Origin of the sequence: Nocardiopsis eucommiae (assembly GCF_965344335.1) — a bacterium.
In the GTDB taxonomy this organism is placed as follows: Bacteria; Actinomycetota; Actinomycetes; order Streptosporangiales; family Streptosporangiaceae; genus Nocardiopsis; species Nocardiopsis eucommiae.
The window spans coordinates 1-21,782 of record NZ_CBDRIY010000043.1 but is presented as its reverse complement, the minus strand read 5'-3'; the positions used below and the strand labels follow the sequence as shown (position 1 = coordinate 21,782).

The 21,782-nt window shown below is 70.8% G+C and carries 22 protein-coding genes; 11 read left to right on the top strand and 11 right to left on the bottom strand.

Going from position 1 to position 21,782, the window contains the following annotated elements; genetic code table 11:
• Window positions 1–45 precede the first annotated feature (45 nt).
• From ACRWK8_RS22665 to ACRWK8_RS22655, 3 genes are read left to right on the top strand one after another with little or no spacing between them, the layout of a single operon-like run.
• Window positions 46–663, top strand: coding sequence for a hypothetical protein (locus ACRWK8_RS22665; protein WP_431872754.1), 618 nt, complete (start codon window positions 46–48; stop codon window positions 661–663).
• The gene (locus ACRWK8_RS22660; protein ID WP_431872752.1) at window positions 660–1,925 is read left to right on the top strand and encodes a UDP-N-acetylglucosamine 1-carboxyvinyltransferase; all 1,266 of its coding nucleotides are present in this window, start codon (window positions 660–662) and stop codon (window positions 1,923–1,925) included. The genes ACRWK8_RS22665 and ACRWK8_RS22660 overlap by 4 nt, the downstream gene beginning before the upstream one ends.
• Window positions 1,922–2,953 carry a serine hydrolase domain-containing protein gene (locus ACRWK8_RS22655; protein WP_431872750.1) on the top strand — a complete coding sequence of 344 codons (1,032 nt, stop codon included), beginning with the start codon at window positions 1,922–1,924 and terminating at the stop codon, window positions 2,951–2,953. The genes ACRWK8_RS22660 and ACRWK8_RS22655 overlap by 4 nt, the downstream gene beginning before the upstream one ends.
• A 143-nt stretch (window positions 2,954–3,096) precedes the next feature.
• Here the strand turns inward: ACRWK8_RS22655 and ACRWK8_RS22650 are convergent, their stop codons facing one another.
• Window positions 3,097–3,381, bottom strand: coding sequence for a hypothetical protein (locus ACRWK8_RS22650; protein WP_431872748.1), 285 nt, complete (start codon window positions 3,379–3,381; stop codon window positions 3,097–3,099).
• Between the two features lie 18 nt (window positions 3,382–3,399).
• On the opposite strand from ACRWK8_RS22650, the gene ACRWK8_RS22645 reads away from it, so the two are divergent.
• The 3 genes from ACRWK8_RS22645 to ACRWK8_RS22635 all read left to right on the top strand — a co-directional run bounded on the left by ACRWK8_RS22645 (window position 3,400) and on the right by ACRWK8_RS22635 (window position 4,634).
• Window positions 3,400–4,011 carry a DUF5753 domain-containing protein gene (locus ACRWK8_RS22645; protein ID WP_431872746.1) on the top strand — a complete coding sequence of 204 codons (612 nt, stop codon included), beginning with the start codon at window positions 3,400–3,402 and terminating at the stop codon, window positions 4,009–4,011.
• Window positions 4,012–4,028: 17 nt separating this feature from the next.
• Complete coding sequence (locus ACRWK8_RS22640) at window positions 4,029–4,223, top strand: DUF397 domain-containing protein (RefSeq protein ID WP_378747669.1); 195 nt, start codon at window positions 4,029–4,031, stop codon at window positions 4,221–4,223.
• A 171-nt stretch (window positions 4,224–4,394) separates the two neighbouring features.
• Window positions 4,395–4,634 (top strand): DUF397 domain-containing protein, encoded by a 240-nt coding sequence (locus tag ACRWK8_RS22635; RefSeq protein WP_431872744.1) that lies wholly within the window; start codon window positions 4,395–4,397, stop codon window positions 4,632–4,634.
• 41 nt (window positions 4,635–4,675) lie between these two features.
• Here the strand turns inward: ACRWK8_RS22635 and ACRWK8_RS22630 are convergent, their stop codons facing one another.
• Window positions 4,676–5,602 carry a PfkB family carbohydrate kinase gene (locus ACRWK8_RS22630; protein WP_431872742.1) on the bottom strand — a complete coding sequence of 309 codons (927 nt, stop codon included), beginning with the start codon at window positions 5,600–5,602 and terminating at the stop codon, window positions 4,676–4,678.
• A 105-nt stretch (window positions 5,603–5,707) separates the two neighbouring features.
• On the opposite strand from ACRWK8_RS22630, the gene ACRWK8_RS22625 reads away from it, so the two are divergent.
• On the top strand, window positions 5,708–6,502 hold the full coding sequence (locus ACRWK8_RS22625; protein ID WP_431872740.1) for a VOC family protein: 795 nt from the start codon (window positions 5,708–5,710) through the stop codon (window positions 6,500–6,502).
• A gap of 44 nt (window positions 6,503–6,546) precedes the next feature.
• Here ACRWK8_RS22625 and ACRWK8_RS22620 read toward each other — a convergent pair whose 3' ends face one another.
• The 4 genes from ACRWK8_RS22620 to ACRWK8_RS22605 form a co-directional block, all read right to left on the bottom strand.
• Window positions 6,547–8,118, bottom strand: coding sequence for a long-chain-fatty-acid--CoA ligase (locus tag ACRWK8_RS22620; RefSeq protein WP_431872738.1), 1,572 nt, complete (start codon window positions 8,116–8,118; stop codon window positions 6,547–6,549).
• Complete coding sequence (locus ACRWK8_RS22615; protein WP_431872736.1) at window positions 8,103–9,068, bottom strand: amidohydrolase family protein; 966 nt, start codon at window positions 9,066–9,068, stop codon at window positions 8,103–8,105. The genes ACRWK8_RS22620 and ACRWK8_RS22615 overlap by 16 nt, the downstream gene beginning before the upstream one ends.
• A 78-nt stretch (window positions 9,069–9,146) precedes the next feature.
• Window positions 9,147–9,986 (bottom strand): EamA family transporter, encoded by an 840-nt coding sequence (locus tag ACRWK8_RS22610; protein ID WP_378747693.1) that lies wholly within the window; start codon window positions 9,984–9,986, stop codon window positions 9,147–9,149.
• 340 nt (window positions 9,987–10,326) lie between these two features.
• Window positions 10,327–10,809 (bottom strand): Lrp/AsnC family transcriptional regulator, encoded by a 483-nt coding sequence (locus tag ACRWK8_RS22605; RefSeq protein ID WP_378747701.1) that lies wholly within the window; start codon window positions 10,807–10,809, stop codon window positions 10,327–10,329.
• A 187-nt stretch (window positions 10,810–10,996) separates the two neighbouring features.
• On the opposite strand from ACRWK8_RS22605, the gene ACRWK8_RS22600 reads away from it, so the two are divergent.
• Entirely contained in the window at window positions 10,997–12,274 is a 1,278-nt protein-coding gene (locus ACRWK8_RS22600) for an MFS transporter (protein ID WP_378747727.1), read from the top strand.
• Between the two features lie 257 nt (window positions 12,275–12,531).
• A complete protein-coding gene (locus ACRWK8_RS22595) occupies window positions 12,532–13,815 on the top strand; it encodes an MFS transporter (protein WP_431872733.1) in 1,284 nt (427 codons plus the stop codon).
• Between the two features lie 210 nt (window positions 13,816–14,025).
• Here the strand turns inward: ACRWK8_RS22595 and ACRWK8_RS22590 are convergent, their stop codons facing one another.
• The 5 genes from ACRWK8_RS22590 to ACRWK8_RS22570 form a co-directional block, all read right to left on the bottom strand.
• Entirely contained in the window at window positions 14,026–14,754 is a 729-nt protein-coding gene (locus ACRWK8_RS22590) for an anti-sigma factor (protein WP_352388059.1), read from the bottom strand.
• 8 nt (window positions 14,755–14,762) lie between these two features.
• Entirely contained in the window at window positions 14,763–15,356 is a 594-nt protein-coding gene (locus ACRWK8_RS22585) for a sigma-70 family RNA polymerase sigma factor (protein WP_378747794.1), read from the bottom strand.
• Between the two features lie 145 nt (window positions 15,357–15,501).
• The gene (locus ACRWK8_RS22580) at window positions 15,502–16,164 is read right to left on the bottom strand and encodes a fasciclin domain-containing protein (protein WP_378747797.1); all 663 of its coding nucleotides are present in this window, start codon (window positions 16,162–16,164) and stop codon (window positions 15,502–15,504) included.
• Window positions 16,165–16,248: 84 nt separating this feature from the next.
• Window positions 16,249–17,943 (bottom strand): molybdopterin-dependent oxidoreductase, encoded by a 1,695-nt coding sequence (locus ACRWK8_RS22575; protein ID WP_431872730.1) that lies wholly within the window; start codon window positions 17,941–17,943, stop codon window positions 16,249–16,251.
• Window positions 17,944–18,055: 112 nt separating this feature from the next.
• A complete protein-coding gene (locus ACRWK8_RS22570) occupies window positions 18,056–18,670 on the bottom strand; it encodes a fasciclin domain-containing protein (RefSeq protein WP_431872728.1) in 615 nt (204 codons plus the stop codon).
• 294 nt (window positions 18,671–18,964) lie between these two features.
• Between ACRWK8_RS22570 and ACRWK8_RS22565 the strand changes: the two genes are divergently transcribed.
• Window positions 18,965–20,557 (top strand): OmpA family protein, encoded by a 1,593-nt coding sequence (locus ACRWK8_RS22565; RefSeq protein ID WP_378747810.1) that lies wholly within the window; start codon window positions 18,965–18,967, stop codon window positions 20,555–20,557.
• 267 nt (window positions 20,558–20,824) lie between these two features.
• Window positions 20,825–21,655, top strand: coding sequence for a DUF4352 domain-containing protein (locus ACRWK8_RS22560; RefSeq protein ID WP_378748254.1), 831 nt, complete (start codon window positions 20,825–20,827; stop codon window positions 21,653–21,655).
• Window positions 21,656–21,782 lie beyond the last annotated feature (127 nt).

Here is a 21,782-nt window from a genome sequence, read left to right as displayed (position 1 = left end):
AGCAAACAGTTCCTCGAATTCGCCTACTACTGCGACAGCGCGGGGGTGCCCCTCCCCTTCTCACTGCCACCGAGCATCTTCGACGTCAAGGGCACCATGACCGACTGGCTCTCCGGTGCACGTCGGTCCCTCTCGGGCTCCGTTCACCCCAGTGCCGAGGTGGAGGGGCCCGTGATCGTGGAGCCCGGCGCCTTCGTCGACGCCGGAGCCGTCATCCTGGGTCCGGCACTGATCTGTCAGGGTGCCTACGTCGGTCGCGGCTTGGTGCGCGATCACACGGTGATCGGGCCAGGCAGCAAGGTGGGCTACGCCTGCGAGATCACTCGCAGTCTGGTCCTCGCTGACACTCGGGCGATGCACTTCGTGTTCGTCGGTGACTCGATCATCGGGAGCCGCGTCAACATCGGTTCCTCCTCGGTGCTGGCGAACCTGCGCGTCGACCGCCCCGTGGTCGAACCGGCGGTGGATGAGCTGGCCGTGACGGTCGGAGACGTCAGGATCGGGACCGGGCAGACCAAGTTCGGTTCGGTACTCGGTGACCGCGTCCAACTCCCCGCACTGACCTCCGTGGCTCCGGGCACGCTGATCGGCCCGGACGTGACCATCTACCCGACCGATCAGCTCGGCGGGCTCTACCCTTCCCAGGCGCGGGTGAGGTCATGACCCACCTACGGATCGCGGGCGGACGACCACTCAGCGGGTCCGTGCCCGTGCAGGGGTCGAAGAACGTTTTCCTGCACCTGGCTGCGGCGGCGCTGCTGTCCGCACGACCGGTTCGGCTCTGCAACGTTCCGAGAATCTCCGACACGGGTGTCGTGGCCGACATCCTCACCGCTGTCGGCACCCAGATCCTCCTCGAAGGCACGACCCTGATCGTCCACGCGGACGACATCAGGACCAGCGTCATCCCACACGGCCTCGGCTCCAAGATCCGACCGACCCTGTGTTTCGGTGCCGCGTTGCTCTCCCGCACCGGGCAGGTGATCCTGCCGACCCCGGGTGGGGACGCCTTCGCCGTGCGGCATGTCGACCTTCACTTGCGGGCGATGCGCGCGGCCGGTGCCGAGGTTCGGGTCATCGGCGGGACGGTCACGGCTTACGCCAGAGTCCTACGCGGCTTCGACTTCGATTGCTCGACTGTCGGCGGCTTTGGCCCCAGTTTGGGAGCGACGGTGACTGCTCTGCTCTTGGCCGCCTCGGCCCGGGGCGAGTCGAGGTTGACGTCTCCGAGCGGAGAACCCGAGGTGCGTGCGACGGTGGAGCTGCTGCGTCGGATGGGGGTCCAGATCGAGGAGGCCGGAGCTGCTCTTCTCGTTGAAGGGCGCGACCGACTCTCCCCTGCGACCGCACGGGTGCCCTCCGATCGCATGGCCGCTGGAACCCTGTTGCTGGCTGGAGCGATCACCAAGGGCCAAGTCGAGGTGACCGGTGTCGACCTTCACGTTCTGCCTCGGGGGTTCATCGACGCTCTCGACAGGTCGCGCACGAGGGTCGCCTCAGGTCATGACAGAGTGCGTGTCGAACCCTCGGCTCTGTGCCCGGTCATCGTTGAGACCGGAGTTCACCCGGGTTTCCCGACCGACCTGCAACCCCAGCTCGTCGCACTGTTGACGCAGGCATCGGGAACGTCGCGTGTGGTCGAGCGGGTCTACACGCGGCGCGACTCCCACTTGCCCGGTCTGGTGGCTTTGGGAGCCGACATCTCCCTCAGCGGACCGGAACTGAGGATCTCGGGGCCGTCGAGGCTGCGGGGTACTACGGTGCACGGTGAGGACATCCGGGCAGCCACCGCCCTGCTCCTCGCGGCAGTGGCCGCAGAGGGGACGACCACGCTCCATGGCGTCTCACACCTGCGTCGCGGATACGAGGACCTGGCTGGCGTCCTCGGCGCGTTGGGCGCCGACATCACCGAGGAGGACCCTTGACCGAAACGCCCACCCGTCAATCGTCCGCGTGGGCGGATACGGCCCTCGCGACCATGCGTGCCGCGCTCGACCACATGGTGGAGGCAGGTCGGACCCCGGGAGGCGTCATCGCGGCCGGGACCGTCGACACCGTCGGCTTCTCCGTCTCGGGGACCGTCACACCGAGCGGCCCCGCGGCTCCGGAGCCCTCGACGATGTACGACGTGGCGAGCCTGACCAAGGTCGTCGCGACGTGGCCCCTGGTCGGTGACGCCGTGACCCGGAACCTGCTTGACCTCGACGCCCCGGTGGCCGCCTACTTCCCGGAGTTCACGGCCGGTGCCGGGATGTCGGTCACGGTGCGTCAGATCCTCACCCACACCAGCGGGCTCATGCCATCGACCCGGCTCGACCGCTACGTGGGTGACCACCGTGACGTGGCCGAGGCGATCCTGTCCGAGCCCCTCGACAACCAGGGTGCTCACAGATACATCAACCGTGGGTTCATCCTTCTGGGTCTGCTGCTCGCACGGGTCAACGGTCGACCCTTGGCCGATCTCCTCGACGGATTCGCAGGAGAACTGGGTGTGTCAGGTCTTCAGTACGGACCTCTCCCCAGGAGCCCGAGCGTGGCTCCGACCGAGCGCCGCCTGGTGGGCGGGGAACCGCTGCACGGGGTCGTGCACGACGAGAACGCCCACACCCTGGGTGGGGTGGCCGGGCACGCTGGAGTGTTCGCCTCCGCCGAGGCGCTCGCCGCGCTGGCCCGTCGCCTCCTCGCAGTGAACGGGGAGACGGGGACGTGGGCTGAGTTCGTCGCGGAGTCCTGGAGCCCAGTGGTGCGTGTCGATGAGTCGACCAGCCGGGGACTGGCGTGGCTGCTCTCGAAGAACGGCGTGGTGTACCACCACGGTTTCACCGGTACGAGCCTGTACCTCGCTCCGGACACGGGTCGGTATCTGGTGCTGTTGACCAACGCGATTGCTCACGGTCGCGACAGGGTTGGTCTGCCCGAGCTGCGAAGGAGCGCTATCGGCCTGTTCGGGTGAGTTCGTCCGTGCTCGTGGGTCTGTTCCCCAGGGCGGGGGTGAGCCCGGGGCCGGTGCGATCCGGGATGCCTTCGCCCACTGCTCCGTGCGCTTGTGGGGGTGGCTGGGGCCCGGAAAGTTCCGGGCCCCAGCCTCTGGGTGGTTCAGGTCGGGATGCCGATCTCGTGGGCGAGGGTTCGGCCGAGGGCGTCCAGGGTGGACAGGCCCAGGAGGAGGGTGGAGCTGATGGCGGTGGCGGGCCATCCCCACCATCGGCGGAGTGCCCGGTGGCGGCCCCGGGGGCGGGCGGGTTCTGGTTCGGCCCGAGCGGCGGCGGCTGCGCGCCGGGCCTCTTGGGCCTTGTGTTCGCGGTGGTGGCGGGCCACCTTGACCCAGTGCGGGAGGGGCCCGTGGTGCAGCATGTACGCCACCCGGGGGTTGTCGCCCATCTGACGATCCTTGCTCTCGTGAGGCAGTCACGTCAGCGGGGCCGCTGGGCTCAGTACGGAGATGTCCTTACGGGTGAGTACGCCGGTCTTGAAGAGGAAGCCTCGCGGATCTCCAGCTACGAGCCGATTGTCATCCCTGGACTTCTCCAGACTCCGGAGTACGCGCGACTGCACATGCAGTCGGCATCCGCTCCGCGTGTCGATAGCGAGATCGACCGAACCGTCGAAGCACGGGTGCAGCGACAAGAGGAAGTACTCCAGGGCTCAGCGCCAGAGCTGTGGATGATCATCGATGAGAACGCTCTTCGCCGCATGGTGGTTGACCAGGAGGTCATGCGGGGTCAGATCGATCATCTGATCACGGTCTCCGAAGACCTCACCAACGCGATCACCGTTCAAGTCCTACCGGTCGCAACGTCCTTCCACAGCGGACTTGTAGGGCCGTTTGTCATCCTGGAGTACGCCGATGAGGACATTGCGCCGTTCGTGTTCCTTGAGACTGACACCGATGGGCTGTACCTGGAGCGCGAGGAAGAGGTCAGCAGGTATCGGAGGCTCTTTGAGCAGGCTCAGTCCGTCGCCTTGGGGCCTCAGGACTCAGTCCAACTGATGCACGGTCTCACCACATAGAAGAAAGCCGAAATCCCATGCGTCTAGCTCCCACACCCGTTGACCAGCTGGCCTTCCGCAAGTCGAGCTACAGCACCCCGCAGAACTGTGTCGAGGTCGCTGATCTACCGTCTGGCGCCGCTGTGCGCGACACTCAAAACCGGGAATTGGCCTGCTTGGTCTTCCCCGGGAAGGAGTGGACCGCGATGCTGCGGTCCACCACCCAGCCATAGCTGAGTATTGAGGAAGGTCCCCGACTTAACTGAGTCGGGGACCTTGTCCAGGATCCCCTGTCCACAGGTGGACAGGGGATCGGGACGTTCTCTCCTGGGCGCGGGGTGAAACAGCGGGCAGGCCTGTGTATGAGTCAGTCAGTACCCTCACCCCCAGCGGAGGTCCCCGAGATGCACCCCCACACCGACGAACTCGTCTTCAACAAGTCCAGCTACAGCGGCGGTAACGGCAACTGCGTCGAAGTCGCCCGTTTCCGCAAGTCGAGTTTTAGCGGCGCGCGCACCGAGAACTGCGTGGAGGTAGCTGACGCTCCTGGGATGTCTGCTGTCCGCGACACCCAGAACAGGGAACTCGGCACGCTGACCTTCCCCTCCCACGAGTGGTCCGCGCTGCTTCGTGCCTCCGAGTAGCCAGGCACCGAAGGCCCCGACCTGAGTGTCCGGGGCCTTCCTCAACCCCGAGCACTGAGGAACTTCTCCAACTCCTCCCGATCGGGGGACGTCGCGGGGCCGGGGCGGGTGACAGCGAGCGCCGCAGCCGCGTTGGCCCGGCGGGCGGCCTCCCGCACCGAACTCCCCGAGGCCAGAGCGGCGGTGAACACCCCCACGTGCGCGTCGCCCGCGCCGGTGGTGTCCACCGCGGCCACAGCGAACCCCGGGACCCGGACGGGCTCCGCTTCCCCTGTGGCGACGAGGCAGCCCTCGGCCGAATCACGCAGCACCACCACGCCACCAGGGGCCACACGCTCCACCAGCATCGCCGCTGCGGCGTGCAGGTCAGCAGTCCCGGTGACCGTGACGGCCTCGGCGGCGCTCAGGCTGAGCACGTCCGTCCGTCCCAGCACCGTCGCCAGCGTCGCGGCCGGAACATCGCCCACCACCGGCGCCGGGTCCAGCACCAGCCGCACCCCGGGAGGAAGCTCACTGATCCAGGTGACCAGCTCGTCGGCGCGAGCCCCGGGCAACAGCGAGTACCCCACCGTGTAGACGAAGTCCCCCGGCTCCGGACGCAGGGTACGCAGGTCCGCCAGCGGCAGATCAGTCTCGGCACCCAGACGAGTGACGAAGCTCCGTTCAGCGGAGGCGTCCACCAGCGCCACACAGAACCCCGTGTCCTCGGGACGAGGCGGGTGCGCGCACGCGACCCCCGCGTCATTCAGGGCCGACCGGACCAGGTCACCGTGCGGACCCGTCCCGTGCGCACCCCCGTAGACCACCTCCATCCCCGCCCGCGTCGCCGCCGCGATCACGTTGAACCCCCCACCGGGAAGGGACCGCGCACTGCTGGCGAGCACACCCCCACCCCGCTCCGGCAGGTGGTCGACGGTCATGACGACGTCGACGATCACCGGTCCCACATGGTGCAGGCGAACGGTCATTCCTGGGCCCTTCCTTAGGCTTGTTGTCAAGACTTTGCCCTGCTCAGCCCCGGTATGGCAGCGCCCGGGAGCAGACTCGAATGTGGAGTCACGACGGGAGGCACCATGATCACCACCGACTACGTGATCGGTTCGCCCTGCTGGATCGAACTGACCACCTCCGACGTGGACCGTGCGACCGACTTCTACAGCCGCGTGTTCGGCTGGACGACGGAGTCCGCGGGCCCGGACACCGGCGGCTACATGCTGATCAGATACGAAGGATCCCTGATCGGCGGCCTCGGGCCGAAGATGTCCGAGGACCAGCCCGTCAGCTGGTCCCTCTACTTCAACACCCCTGACCTGGACGCGACGTTCAACCGCGCGCGGGAACTGGGCGCCACACCCTACGTGGAACCCACGGACGTCATGGGCCTGGGCAGGATGGCCTACGTGGCCGACCCGCAGGGCGGCTCGGTCTCGCTCTGGGAGGCCGGAACCCTCCCGGGCATGGAACGCACCGACGACCCGAACACCCTCGTGTGGGCCGAACTGTGGACCCCCTCGGCACAGGGCGCCAGGGACTTCTACGGCGGCCTCTTCGGATGGGAGTTCGCCGACTTCGAACTCCCCGGCGACGGGGGCGTGTACGCCGTGGCCCGCCCGGCGGGCCTGGGGGACGACCGCGCCTTCGGCGGGATCATGGGGGTCGACGCCGCCGACCTGCCCGCCACCCGTGGCGCGGCCGACTGGCACCCCGTCTTCCACGTCACCGACTGCGACGCGACCGTGGCGGAGATGACCGCCGCCGGCGGCCACATCCACATGGGTCCGGACGACGTCCCGGGCGTGGGACGCCTGGCCGTGGGCGCCGACCCGTTCGGCGCCGGGTACGTCCTGCTCACCCCGAACCCGGGGTAGGCCGCGCCCCCGCTCCGTGGGGCACACGGAGCGGGGACCGGCTCCTACTGGCGTGAGACGGCCGAGGCCCCGCCGCGCAGCACGAACTTCTGGATCTTGCCGGTCGCGGTCTTGGGCAGCTGCTCCACGAACTCCACCTGGGTCGGCGCCTTGAAGTGCGCCAGGTGCTCGCGGGCGAAGGCGATGATCTCCTCCTCGGTGGCGGAGGCCCCTTCCCGTAGCACCACGGAGGCGCGCGGGGTCTCGCCCCAGCGCTCGTGCGGCACGCCCACGATCGCCACCTCCAGCACGGCCGGATGCCGGAGCAGCACCCCCTCCACCTCGACGGAGGAGATGTTCTCGCCGCCGGAGATGATCACGTCCTTGATGCGGTCCTGGATCTCCACGTAGCCGTCCGGGTGGGTGACTGCGGCGTCCCCGGTCCGGAACCAGCCGTCGCCCATGGCCTGTTCGGTGGCCTCGGGGTCGTTGTAGTAGCCCTTCATCACCACGTTGCCGCGCACGGTGATCTGCCCGACGGTGGCCCCGTCCCAGGGCACCTCGGCGCCGGTCGCGTCGACCACCCGTAGTTCGCCGGAGGTGATGAGCTCGACCCCCTGGCGGGCCTTGAGGGCGCCCCGTTCACGCACGGACAGGTCCCGGTGCTCGGGCCGGGGCTCGCAGACCGTGATGAAGGGCGTGGTCTCGGTCAGGCCGTAGACGTGCGTGACGGTCCAGCCGAAGTCCTCCTCCAGCCGCTCGATGGTCTCGGCGGCGGGAGAGGCCCCGGCCGTGACCACGTGCACCCCCGGCGGGACCGCCCCGCGCACGGCCTCGGGCGTGTTGGAGAGCATGATCAGCACCGTGGGTGCCGCGCACAGCCAGGTGACCTCCTCGGTGCGGATGAGCTCGAACACCCGCTCGGGGTCCATGGCGGGCAGGCACACGTGGGTGCCCCCGGCCGCCGTGACCGTCCACGTGTAGGTCCAGCCGTTGGCGTGGAACATCGGCAGCGTCCACAGGTACCGCTCACCGAGCCCGATCCGCAGGTGCAGCAGGGTGCCCACCGAGTTCATGTACGCGTTGCGGTGGGTGATCATCACCCCCTTGGGGCGCGCGGTGGTCCCGGAGGTGTAGTTGATCGTGAGCAGGTCCGTCTCCGCGATCTCCGGGCGCGCGAAGTCGGGGGAGGAGGCCGCGACCAGGGACTCGTAGTCCTCCCACCCGTCGCGGGCGCCCTCCAGGGCCACGAACCGCTCCACGCCGGGCATGCGGTCGCGCACCCCGTCGACGGCGTCGAGCTGGTCGGCGTGCACGCACAGCACCCTGGCGCCGGAGTGGTTGACGATGTACACGAAGTCCTCGGCGGTCAGCCGGAAGTTCACCGGGACCAGGACCGCGCCCAGCTGCGGGACGGCGTAGAAGGACTCCAGCTGCGCGTGGGTGTTGGGCGCGATGTAGGCGACCCGGTCGCCCTGCTCCACCCCCATGCCCTGGAGCGCGGTCGACCAGCGGTCGCAGCGGTCGAAGAACTGCTCGTAGGTGAGCCGGAGCTCCCGGTCGACCACCGCCTCCCGGTGCGGGTGCAGTCTGCGGGTCCGGCGGGCGAACTCCAGGGGAGTCAGGGTGAGTTCCATCGTGCCCTCTCTGTGTGGTGCTGCCTGGTGACGGGGGCCTGGTCGGAACCGGTGCGGAGGCCGAACAGCGCGGCCGCGTTGTCGTGCAGCACCCCGCGCAGCCAGTCGTCGCCCAGGTCCAGCCCGACCAGACTCCGGATCTGGTCGAGGTAGCGGTACGGGATGTTCGGGAAGTCGGTACCCAGGAGCACGCGGTGTCCGAACTCCCGGAGGCGCGGCAGTTCGGCGCGGGGGAAGGGCGACTGCCGTTCCGTGAACGGGGTGAACGTCATGGTGGTGTCCAGGTGGACGCGCTCGTACCGTTCGACGAGGTCCAGGAAGGCCGTGTACTCGGGTGCGCCCGCGTGGGCGATCACGGCGGTGAGTCGCGGGTGCTGGCGGAGCACCTCGGAGAACGGCCCGGGCCCGGTGAAGTTCCCGGGTGTCGGGCCGGAGCCGCAGTGGACGACCACGGGTGTCCCGGAGTCCGCGAGGGCGCCCCAGACGCCGGAGAGCAGGGGGTCGCGCGGGTCGTAGGCGCCGACCTGGAGGTGGGCCTTGAAGACGCGGGCGCCGGAACGGATCGCCTCGGCCACGTACTCGGCCGCCTCGGGCTCGGCGAAGAACGTGGAACTGCGCAGGGAGTCGGGGTGCCGCTCCGCGAAGTCGGCCGCCCACCCGTTGAGCCAGGTGGCCATGGCCGGACGGTGGGGGTAGGAGAGCGCGGTGAAGGCCAGGACGCCGAACCCGCGCAGGAGGGCGACCCGTTCCTCCTCGGACACCCGGTAACGGGGGTGCAGGGGCCAGACCCCCGGGCCCAGGGCGTCGAAGTAGGCCTGGACCTTGCGCAGCACGTTGTCCGGCATGAAGTGGGTGTGCACGTCCACGAGGCCGGGGAGCCCGAGCCCGCCCAGGATCCGGCGGAGCTCGGCCTCCTCGTCGCCCTCGGAGGGCGGTGAGATTCCAGTCACATCCGCCAGCCTACGACCGATCCGAACCGGGCTCGGGACCGGGGCGGGCCCACTGGTCGGGGCCGCCGCAGGGGAGTGTCAGAGGGTCAGGAGGAGGACGCCAGCCACGACCACCGTCGAGGCGACGATCCGGATCGGTCCCACGCGCTCCTTGAAGAACACCAGCCCGATCAGCGCCGCGAAGACGATGCTGGTCTCCCGCAGGGCGGCGATCCCGGCGACCGCGCCGGACAGCTGGGCCCACAGGACCAACCCGTAGGCGCCCGCGCTGACCGCGCCGCCGAACAGGCCGACCTTCCAGATCGGCCGCAGCTGCTCGACCAGCCTCCCCCGCCGGGTGGCCAGGGCCACGAGGAAGAACACGGGCCCCTGGAGCATCATGATCCACGTGATGTACCCGAGCGGGTCCTGGGTCAGGCGCACGCCGTAGGCGTCCACCACGGTGTAGGAGGCGATCGCCAGGCCGGTCGCGAAGGCGGCCAGGAGCGCGGGCACGTGGTGCCGCTTCGGCAGGCCGCCCGCGAACACCAGGATCATCAGCCCGGCCGAGATGACCAGGACCCCGACGAGTTCCCGGGGTGGTAGGTGCTCACCGAGCAGGAGCGCCCCGATGAGGGCGACCACCCAGGGGGCGGTGCCGCGCGCGAGGGGGTAGACCTGACCGAAGTCGCCGGTCCGGTAGGACACCATCAGCAGGGTCAGGTAGAGCAGGTGGGTGGCCAGGGAGCCCAGGAGGAGGGGCCAGGCCTCGGGCGGGGGCATCCCGACCACGAGCAGCAGCGGGAGGGTCACGAACATCCCGCCGAGCCCGATGAGCGCGAAGCCGAGCAGGCGGTCGGTGATCGCGTGCGCGATCGCGTTCCACGCCGCGTGCAGCAGGGCCGCCACCAGCACCGCGACGACGATTGGTGTGGTCATTGGATGTCTCGGAGAGGGGATGGGGAACCCCGCAAGGCTAGCCCCCACCCCCTCCGGCGGTCGGGGGCGCCCCTGGCCCCACCCGTTCGCCGCGCCGGAATCAGGGGCGGTGGTCCCGTTGCGGTCAGGACGCGGTGCCGGGGGTCGGGGTGCCCCCGCTCCCGCCAGGACGCGGTGTCGAGGAGCGGGGGCGGTGGTCCCGCTTCCACCGGTACGCACCACTGGCGGTCGGGGCGGTGGTCCCGCTCCCACCAGGACGCGGCGCCGGGGGTCGGGGTGCCCCGACCCCCGCTCGGTCGGGCAGGTCACCCCTGCCCTCACCTGCGCGCGGCGTCGGAGGTCAGGGGCGGTCCGCCCGGACGTTGGTCGGGGCGATGCGGCTGTTGCGCAGGTGCTCGTAGACGATCGACGCGCGCACGTCGGCCACCTCCGGGCGTTCGGTCAGCTTGTCCACCACGAAGGCGTACAGGCTGTTGTTGTCCGGCAGCGCCACGTGCACCAGGAAGTCCTCGTTCCCCGAGGTGACGAAGACCGACAGGGTGTCCGGCAGCGCACGCACCCAGTCGCGGAAGGCCTCGATGTTGTGGCGCGAGGGCTTCACGACGCTGACGGTGATGAGCGCCTGGACGGGGCGGCCGATGAGTTCGAGGTCCACGTCCAGCAGTGAGCCACGAATCACACCCCTTTCTCGCAGCGCGCGGGTCCGATCCAGCGTCGTCGTGGGCGACGCGCCGACCGCCGCGGCCACGTCCCGGTTGGTTTTTCGTGCGTCTGACTGGAGTTCGGCCAGGATCGCCGTATCTAGTTCGTCAAGATCAGCCATGACCGGAGTTTACCCGTACTTAATACGGGTTGTTGTGTTTGACTCCGGAGCATGCGTAACATCTGAGCGAAAAGGTCGTATTTGGCTCGCCGGGAAGTGATCCTTTCCCGGTCGGCAGTGTCGCCCGCCGGTCGGCCCAGCACTGGTGCACCGTCGCACCACCGCAACACAAGGGACGTCCGTCACCGTGAGACCTTCCTCCGTCGTGGCCGTCACCGACCGACCGTCGGTGGGCCCGCAAGCGCGGGGCCGCACCCTGGCCCTGCTCGCCATCGTCTGCGCGGCGCTCAACCTGCGCCTCGTGGTCACCGCGCTCTCCCCGCTCCTGACCACCATCGGCGCGGAGTTCGGCTTCACCGCCACTGTCGTGGGGGTTTTCGGCACCCTGCCGCTGGTCGCCTTCGCCGTGTTCGGCCTGATCACCCCGGCCGTCATGCGCCGTCTGGGCCCCGAGGCCACGGCCGCGCTCAGCATGCTGCTCGCCGGAGCGGGCCAGGTGATGCGCTCCTTCGCGCCCGACACCGGAACCCTGCTGGCGCTCACCGGGGTCGCGCTCGTCGGCGCCGCCCTGGGCAACGTCGTGGTGCCGCCGCTGATCAAGCAGTACTTCCCGGACCGCCTCGCCGCCCTCAGCACCGTGCAGATGGTCGCCATCCACCTGGGCGCCCTCTTCCCGCCGCTGGTCGCCATCCCCCTGGCCGAGGTCGCCGGATGGCGGGTGGCCCTCGGCACCTGGTCCGTCCTGGCCCTGGTCGCCGCGCTCCTGTGGACCGTCCAGTGGCGGCGCTCCGGCGGCGCCCCGCGCGCCGTGGTGCCCTCCGGAGGGCCCGCTCTGGCCCGCCCGATCTGGCGCGTGGGCATGGCCTGGCGGATGGCGCTGCTGTTCGGCATGGTCACCTGGAACGTCTTCACGCTGTTCACGTGGCTGCCCGCCCTGCTGGACGACGCCGGTCACAGCCCCGCCCTGGCCGGGAGCCTGGTCTCCCTGATGGTCGGCGCCAGCCTGATGTTCGGCCTGGTCGCGCCGGTCGTCACCCTGCGCGCGGCCAACACCTTCCCGATCGTCGCCCTCGGGCTGGCCGGCTACGGCGTGGGGTACCTCGGCGTGGCCGTGGCCCCCGGGTACGCCGTGCTGTGGGTGCTCTTCCTCGGGCTCGGCACCAGCCTGTTCGTGGTCGTCATGACCATGATCAACGCCCGCAGCTCCACACCGCAGGGCGCGGCGGCCCTGTCCGGCTTCGTGCAGGGCGCGGGCAGCGGGATCGCCCTGGGCGGCCCGCTGCTGTTCGGCCTGTTCAACGAGCTGACCGGCGGCTGGACCCTCTCCTACGCGGTGATCGCGGGCGGTTCGCTGGCGGTGGCCCTCGTGGTCGCCTACGTGGAACGCACCCCCTGGACGATCGAGGCTGCGGCCCAGCGTCAGGGCCCGGTCGCGCCGTCCGCTCTCCCGCGCGTCCACGCGTGAGCGGTGCGGCCGGTAGTGGCCACATAGTCGGATATGTGACTGATGTGCCTCAGAAGCTCGCAATGCCCCCAACGGGTGCATAATGTCGATCTGAGCAACCCACCCCCCGAAAGACCCTCCTTCGTGATCCCCGCCTTCCCCTCCTGACGCCCGCGACCCGCACGCACTCCGCGACGGGGGTGCCCGAGGCGACGCTCGGAGCGGGGCCTCGGGGCATCCCGGGACCCACCGGGTATCACGACGGGTGGTCCGACACCATGACGATCGAACACCGGCGCCCCCTCCTGCCACCGGACACGGCAGTGGCGGGACCGGCCGCGACGACCCCGCTCCTGCGCAACCAGGACTTCCAGTCCCTGTGGTCCAGCCGGTTCCTCGCCGGGCTGGGCAAGGAGAGCGGCGAGGTCGCCTACCCCCTGCTCATGCTGACGCTGGCCGGTTCGGCCGCCGAGGCCGGGCTCGTCGGCGCCGCGCAGGTGGCCACCACCATGGTCGCGGCGGTCGTCGGGGGCTCCCTCGCCGACCGCGTCAACCGCCGCGCCGTGCTGTTGGTGTGCGACCTCGGCCGCCTGCTGCTCCTGCTCGCCTTCGCCGGAACCCTGCTCAGCGGGCACGCCACGGCGCCGACGGTGATCGGCACGGCGGTGGTGTCGTCGGCGTTCATGGGTGTGTCCAACCCGGTCGCCATGGCCGCGATCAAACAGCTGGTGCCGCCCGCCCAGATGGCCGACGCCGCCGCGCAGAACCAGATCCGCTTCTTCACCACGACCGCCCTGGGAGCGCCCCTCGCCGGGTTCCTGTTCAGCCTGGGCCGCGCCTACCCCTTCCTGGCGGAGGCGCTCCTGTACCTGGTGTCGGGGGCGCTGATCCTGCGCATCCGGCGCCCCATGCAGGCCCGCCACGAGGGGACCGAGCGGATGAGCCCGCGCGGCGCGGTGCTGGGTTTCGTGCTGCTCGCCCGGCACCCGATCCTGCGGCCGATGCTCGCGTGGATCGTCTGCTTCAACCTCGCCTTCACACAGACGGGAGCGTTCCTGGCGCTGATCGCCACCGCCGACGACCGGGGCGCCTCGCACCTGGTGGTCGGCCTCACCGTCTCGCTCGCGGGCACCGGCGGGCTGCTCGGCGCCCTGGCCGCCGGGGTGGTCGTGCGCCAGGTGCGGCCCAGCACGATCTTCCTCTGCACGGCGTGGGCGGCCCCCGTGTGCGCGCTCGCGCTCCTGGTCGCCCCGGGGGTGCTGCCGCTCGGACTGATCGTGGGGTGCGTGTTCGCCGCCGTGCCCTGTGTGAACGCCGTGTTCTACAGCTACGTCGCGACGTCGGTCCCCGACCGCTACCAGGGGCGGGCCCTGGGCGCGGTGACGTTCATGTCGCTGCTCTCCCAGCCGATCGGGATCCTCATGGTCGGGCTGCTCTTCGACCTCGCCGGACCCACCCTGGTGTTCCTGATGATGGCGGTGGTGTCGGCGCTGGCCGCCCTGTTCACGCTCGGCTCCACCATGCGCGACCTGCCCCGCCCGGAGGACGTCGCCCGGTGGTGAGGTCCTCGGCCCGCTCCTCGGGACCGGACAGTGCACGCTCGGCCCCCGCCGTGCGTGTCCTGCCCGCCCGTGGAGGCAGTCCGGTGTGGGGTCCCGGCCGCCGCGCAGGGCGCCCGCACGCCGCGACGCTCCCCGGGCACGGTGCGGCCCCCGCCGGGGGGGACGGGGGCCGCGGTCTCCGGACCCCGCACGGCGGCGGGGCCACTCCGGTCAGCCGGTGACCGGCATCGCCATCACCGGATCGGACGTGGGCTGGTCCGAACCGCCCTCAGGCTCGACGGTCACCGCCACACCCTCGGTGCCCTCGTCCGGCTCCGCCAGGACCGGCAGCACGAACCCTGCCTCGTCCACGGAGAGCACGCCCGCCGAGTACACGCTGCCGTCGTCGCGGGTCAGCCAGAGCTGGTAGTCCTCCTCGTGCAGGTCCTCCAGGCCGTGCGCACTGAACACCAGGTCGCCCAGGGTCTCGGAGCTCACCACCGTCACGCTCACGCCCTCCATGGGCTCGGCGCTGGTGGAGACCGCGTCCGGAGCCGAGATCACCGCGGCGATCCGCTGCTCGTTGGCGTGGAGCTCGTCCACCTGGCGGCCCTGGTCCAGCACCACCGCGCCCAGCGCGATGATCGTGGCCACGCACGCCGCCAGGGCCAGCCCCAGCAGCCACGGCCAGGTCCGACGGGCACGCGGCTCGGGGAGGCGTTCGGGCGCCGGGGCGAGCTGCCGGGTCCGGGCGACCTCCTCCAGCACCCGTGCCCTGAGCTCGGCGGGCGGGGCCTGCACGGTCGCGGCGGCCAGCCTTGCGGAGGTCTCGGCGAATCCCCGCACCTCCTGGACGCAGGAGTCGCAGTCGGCCAGATGGTCCTCGAACCGGACGCTCTCGGTCGGGGAGAGGGCGTTGAGGGCGTAGGCCCCCGTCAACGTGTGCGTGTCCTGACCCATCGTTCCCCTCACCAGTCCACCCCCAGACAGTCCCTGAGCCTGATCAGCCCGTCGCGCATGCGCGTCTTGATGGTGCCCAGGGGCGCCGACAGCAGCCCGGCCACCTCACGGTAGGAGTAGCCACCGTAGAAGGCCAGCCGCACCGACTGCTCCTGGAGCTCGGTCAGCGTGTCCAGACACCGGCGCACCCGTTCTCGTTCGAGCCGGTCGGTGGCCTCCTCGGCCACCTCGTCGTAGGGCCGCTGGGTGTCGGCCGCCGCCGCACGGGCCTCCCGGTCGCTGCTGGCCTGCTCAGACCGCACCCGGTCCACGGCCCTGCGGTGGGCGAGGGTCATCACCCAGGCCTGGGGGCTGCCCCGGCGGGCGTCGTAGCGGCAGGCGCTGCGCCACACCTCCACGAGCACCTCCTGCGTGACCTCCTCCGACTGGGCGGGATCACGCAGGATGCGCCGCACCAGCCCGTACACGGTGGGGCTGATGAGGTCGTAGACCCGGCCGAAGGCCTGCTCGTCGCCGCGCGCCACGAGGCCCAGCAGCTCCTCCAACCCGGGCGGGTCGGCGTCGTGCGCCGCGTCGTGCGGTACAGCGGCTGCCCTGTCCATCCGGACCCTTCTCGTCTCGGGGATGTGGTGCTCGTTCACTGCTCGACCGGGCTCCGGGAGGAGGCCCGGTCGGGTCCCCCGTGGGACCCGGACGGCCCGGCCTCAGCGCGCGGACCGCCCGGGTGTCCTTCGGGAAAGCCTCTCATCAGGAGGGCATCAGCACCGTGTCGACGATGTAGACGGTCGCGTTGGAGGTCTGCACGTTGCCGCAGACCACGCGCGAGTCGCCGTTGACGGTGAAGTCCTCGCCGGAGCCCTCGGCGGTGACGTCGTCGCCCTGGAGGGAGGTGAAGGTACCGTCCTCCAGGGCCTCGGGAGCCTGCTCGCCCTCGACCACGTGGTAGGTCAGCACCTCGGTGAGCTGCTCCTGGTCGTCCAGCAGGGCGTTGAGGTCCTCCTCGGGGATCTTGTCGAAGGCCTCGTTGGTGGGCGCGAACACGGTGATGTCCTCAGCCGAGTTGAGCGTGTCGACGAGGTCGGCCTCGCCCACCGCCGTGACCAGGGTGGACAGCAGCGGGTTGTTGGACGCGGCCGTGGCGACCGGGTCCTGAGCCATGCCCTCGAAGCTGCCGTCGCCGTCCTCGGGGACCTCGGCGCAGCCCGGACCGAAGTTCTCCCCGGCGGTGGCGGTGCCCTCGTCCGTCTCCTCCTCCATGCCGGTGCCCTCGGTCTCCTCGGCCGCCCCGGCGTCCGTGTTCTCACCGGAGTCGTCCATGCCGCCACAGGCGGACAGGCCGAAGGCGAGCGCGGCGGCCGCGGCGGTGGCGGCGAGCGTGTTCCTGCGGGCGGTGGCGGTCATGCGGTTCATCGTGAACTCCCTTGTCGGTGACTGCGTTCTTGTCGGTCGGAGGGACGTCGGTCTGCGGGGGGCGGCGGCTCGGAGCCGTTCGCCTCAGGTGGCCGTGAACCGGATCCGGTGCCAGCCGGTGGCACCGTCGGGGATCGGGTCCACGCGTTCGGAGGGTTGGGTGAAGCCGGTGGCGTCGGTGGCCCTGACCTCCACCGAGTGGGTGCCGGGGTCGACGGTGGTCTCGGTGACCCACTGGACCCAGGTGTCGATCCCGGGGACGGCGGCGAGCTCGGCCTCCCACCAGTCGCCGTCGTCCACGCGCACCTCCACTCCGGCGATCCCGGTGTGCTGGGCCCAGGCGACCCCGGCCAGCACCACCTCGCCGGACCCGACCCGGCCCAGCGGGGCGGGCACGTCGATCCGGGACATGGTCTTGATCGGAGCCCGCACGCCCCAGCCGCGCCGGGCCCAGTAGGCCTCGTCGTCGGCGAAGCGGGTCAGCCGGATGTCGGTGACCCACTTGGTGGCGCTGACGAACCCGTACAGGCCGGGGACCACCAGGCGGGCGGGGTGGCCGTGTTCGTGGGGGAGCGGCTCCCCGTTCATGCCCACGGCCAGGAGGGCGTCGCGGCCGTCCATGACCACCTCGGTGGGGGTGCCACAGGTCCAGCCGTCGCTGGAGGTGCTGAGGATCTGGTCCGCTCCCGAGTGCACCCCGGCCTCGCGCAGGAGGTCGGCCAGGGGGAAGCCGAGCCAGCGGGCGTTGCCGACCAGGTCCCCGCCGACCTGGTTGGACACGCACGCCAGGGTGATGTCGGCCTCGACGAGGTCGCGGGAGAGCAGCTCGTCCATGGTGATCTCGAACGGGCGGTCCACCCTGCCGTGCACGCGCAGTGTCCACTGGGCGGGGTCCGGCCGGGGGACCGTCAGGGCGGTGTCGATCCGGTAGAAGTCCGTGTTGGGGGTGGTGAAGGGTGCCAGTCCCGGAACGCCGAGGTCGGCGCCGGACGGCAGGGCGGGCAGCGGGGCGGCCGGGGCGGGCAGGGACAGCTGGGGTCCCGAGCCCGAACCTCCCAGGAGGGTCGGCAGCGCGCGTCCGAGGGCACCGGCGGTGCCGGAGGCGGCCAGGACCCCGGCCGCGGTGAGCACGAAGCCCCTCCGGCCCGGTCCCCGGTCGGGACCCGCCTGGGGGACGCCGGGGGCGTCATCCCTTGCGTGCGGCTCCCGGTCCTGATCGTCGACCTCAGCGCCCTCCCCGGGCGCCCGCTCGGCGTCCGTCCCGTGCTCCGGCTCGGCGGCCGGTCCCTGCGCACGGGACGGAGCCGGGTCCAGGCGCCGCAGCAGCAGGGCGAGGGCGACGGCGCCCGCGACCCCGCCGACGACCACGGCCGCGGCCGCCCCCAGGTCGTCGGCGCGGCGCAGGGCCACGGCGGTCAGCCCCGCCGCCGTGAACAGCCCCAGTCCCACGTATCCCGCGACGGGGCGGCGCGAAGCCACGACACCCAGGGCCGTCCCGGACAGGACCAGCACGAGCAGCACTCCGGTGACCAGCACGGCCTTGTCGGCCGTGCCGAAGAGCGCGATCGCCCATGACATGAGGAACGGGGGACTGTTGTCGACGAGCGCGTCGCCGACCGTCACCACCGGGGAGGTCACGCGAAGGAGCCCGGCGGCGAGTTCGCCGAAGCCGAGCGCGGCCCCCACGACGAGCAGGCCGAGAGCCGCCCCGGCGCCCCGGCGCCGCCCGTCGTGTGGCGGGGGCTGTTCCCCGCGTGTCCCGGTAGTCACATGGGGCATTCGGGGCCGGTAGGGAACCGGATTGGTCGACGGGCGGGTTTTTCGGGACCTCTTCTCCGCGCCCCCGGTGCGTTCTCCGTGCTCCCGGTGCGCTCCCCCCCGCCAGCCCCGGTCAGGAGGGCAGGAGGAGCATGTCCACCACGTGCACGGTGGCGTTGGCGGTCCGCACGTCCGCGCAGACCACGGGCGAGTAGTCGTCCACGGTGTACTCGCCGGTCGTGCCGGAGGTGCGCACCCGGCCGCCGTTGAGGGCGTCGAACACGCCTCCCTCCAGCTCCGAGCTGCCCACCCTGCCCGCGACGACGTGGTAGGTGAGCAGGTACGCCAGGCCGTCGGGGTTGGCCAGGAGGTCGTCGATCTCCTGGTCCGGGTACATGTCGAAGGCCTCGTTGGTGGGGGCGAACACGGTCATGTCCTCCACCGCGTCCAGTTCCCCGTCGAGTCCGGCCCGCTTCAGGGCGTCGGACAGGCGGCCCAGCACCGGACTTCCGGTGATGGCGGTGGCGAAGGGCTGGTCGGCCATCGCGTCGAGGCTGGCCCCGCCCTTGGAGGGGAAGTCGGAGCATCCGGGGCCGAAGTGCTCGGCCGCGCTCCCGACACCGGCCGTGCCCCTCCCGGTCTCCCGCTCCGCCCGGGGCTCCTCGTCGTCGCCCCCGGAGCCACAGGCTCCCAGGGTGAGGGTGAGCGCCACGGCGGTCGTCGTCGCGGCGAGAGTGGAACTGAGCATGCGTCACTCCTTCGAATGATGCCCTTCCGTCACCGAGATACGACGCTACGTGTCGGTAGGTTGTCGAGAGGCCCCCGACTCACGCTCCACGGGCACGAACACACCGCGCCTCCGCCCGGCGGACCACCCCGGTGGAGGCGGCGGCCCGGTGCCACGGCGGAAGAATCCCCCATACGGGTCACCCCTGGCCAGGGAGGTTGACGGCGCCCCTAGGGGGACGCAGTGGTCGGTTCGACCCCGTGAGTGCTGGAGGATGTTGCCCGTACGTCTCCTCAACGATCGGAGTTCCCCCACATGGCGCGGAAGACGCCCCTCACCGTGGTCGCGCTCATGGTCTCTGGCAGCCTCCTGCTCAGCGGCTGTACCCCCGTGTCCGACTGGTGGTCGGAGACCTTCGGCGACGCGTCGGGCCCGCCGGAGGTGAAGGAGGAGTTCCCCTACGTCCGCGAGGGCCGGATCTTCCAGGACACCGGGCAGGACGCCGAGATGCGCTTCTCGATCACCGGCCTGGAGCGCACCGACGAGTACACGGTCATGCACTACGAGGTCACCTACCTGGACGACTTCGCCGGACCCAACCGGAACCTGAGCATGGCCCACACGCTCGTCGACCCCCTGACCGGTCGCGTGTACCGGCAGTTCCTCGACGAGGGGGGACTCAAGTACGGATCCGAGAGCCCGAACGAGGACGGCCTCTACCCCGTGCACGACGGTGTGACCAACGAGTACACCCGGTACTTCCCCCGGATCCCCGACGAGGTGTCCCAGGTGACCTTCGTCGGCAGCGGTCTGGGCGCGATGACCGGCATCCCCGTCCAGGACGTGGACGAGGAGAGGGCGGACCCCGAGAACCCGAACGGGCCGGACCACCTCAGCCTCGACGACCCGCCCGGGCGCGGCGAGAACCTGACCTTCGCCAACCGCCGTCCCGACGAGGACGCGGTGGCCGACGAGGGCTGGGTGCAGAGCTTCGTGGACTCCGAGATCGCCTCCACCACGCGTGACGGCGACCGCGAGATCATCTCGCTGCACTCGGACGTCATGTTCGAGTTCGACCGCTCGGACCTGACCGACACCGCCGCCGACGTCGTGCGCCGGGCCGCGACCACGCTGGCCAACAACGTCGACCCCGACGACCCCACCATCACCGTCATCGGCCACACCGACGGCATCGGGGACGCCTCGTACAACGACAACCTGTCCGTGGAGCGCGCCGAGACCGTGCGCAACCTCCTCGCGGAGGAACTCGGCACCGACTACCAGCTGGAGGTCGAGGGCCGGGGCAAGCGCGAGCCGATCGCCCGTGAGGGCGGTCCCGACGACGAGGAGGCCCGCGCCCGCAACCGCCGCGTCGAGTTCTCGTACGTCTTCAACCCCACCGTCGAGGCCACCGAGGACGAGGAGTACGACGACGACGGCCTGGGCGTGGCCCAGCGCAACGTCACGTGGCCCGCGCCGTACAGCGACGACCCGGGCTCCGTGGTCGCCGAGGGGGAGAAGGACGGCATCCGCCTGGAGATCCACGCGCTCCGCCGCGACGGTGCGTACGTCATCGGCACGGTGGCGATGACCAACACCACGGACGAGCCGCTCACCCCCGAACTCGGGGGCTCCGAGACGGTCGCGGGCGGACCCGAGCAGTTCAACAAGGGAACCCTCGGCGGCTTCCAGCTCTTCGAGCCGGAGAACGGCCTGGTCCGCTACGTGGCCCAGATGGACTTCGGGGACGGGCGCTACAGCAGCTTCGCCGAGGAGGTCCACATGATCCAGCCCGGCAACACCCACGAGCTGGTCGCGGTCTACCCCGCGCCCCCCGTGGACGTGGAGGAACTGACCCTGCGCGCGGGTCCGTTCGGTGAGTTCGAGGAGATCCCGGTCGAGTACTGACCCGGGACCGAGGGGGCCGCCGACCACGGGTCGGCGGCCCCCTCTCACGTTCCGGGCCGGTCCGCGCGTCGACCCGCGTTCGACCGGCTTCGCCCCCTGTGACCGAACTGGTCCCGATTTCGTGACGAAGTGTCGCCGAAGCCGGTTAACGTCGGTCCCCAGACGCGCCGTGAGCGGGAACCCGCGACCGGGCCCGCACGTCTGAACGACGTACACGTCCCCCGGCGGGCTCCCGCTCCGCCGCCCTGTCCCCAGAGAGGGAGCCCCATGTCCCACCCCCACGACCCGAACCAGCCCTACGGCTCCGAGCAGCCCTACGGCCAGCAGCCGCCGTACGACCCGAACCAACCCCCTCCGTACGACCCCAACCAGCCGTACGGCCAGCAGCCCCCGTACGACCCCAACCAGCAGCCGTACGGGGCGCAGCAGGGTCCGTACGACCCCAACCAGGGCCCCTATGACCCCAACCAGGCCCCGTACGACCCGAACCAGCCGTACGGCGGGCAGCCGCCCTACGGCGCCCCGCCGGTGCCGCCGAAGTCCGGCATGTCGACGGGCAAGAAGATCGGTCTCGGGTGCGGTGGGTGCCTCGGCGTCATCCTGATCCTGCTGCTCATGGTCGGCTGCGTGGTCGCGCTGAGCGGGGACGAGGACACCTCCTCCTCCACGGGTGCCAGCTCCTCGGACACCGAGGAGGCCGCGGTCGAGGAGGGCGAGGAGTCCGAGGAGGCCGCCGAGGAGGAGCCCGCCGAGGAGGTCTCCGACATCGTCCTGACCGCCTCCCACGCGGGCACGGCCGGTGACACGATCGACGACACCGTGTACACCGTCATCGACGTCACCGTCGAGAACAACGGCGACGAGCCGCTGGAGGTCAACCCGATCTACTTCAACGTGATCCTGGCCGACGGGACCGTCCGGTCGGACTGGGCGGACGCGATCTTCGCGGACATCAACCCGCTCTCCGCCGTCACCCTGAGCCCCGGCCAGCGCGTCGAGGGCCAGATCGCGGTGGTCGGTGACGACGTCGACGTCGCCTCCGTCGAGATGGACGAGATGTTCGGTCTCGGGCAGAGCATCACCACCGACATCACCTGAGTCCACGCGGCCGGGAACGGCCCCGGTCGGCGCACGCGCGCCGACCGGGGCAGTTCGCGTCAGCCACCCGTTCCACGGGTCAGACGGCGAGGAGCCGCCGGACGCTGTCGCTCTCCTCCTCGGTGAG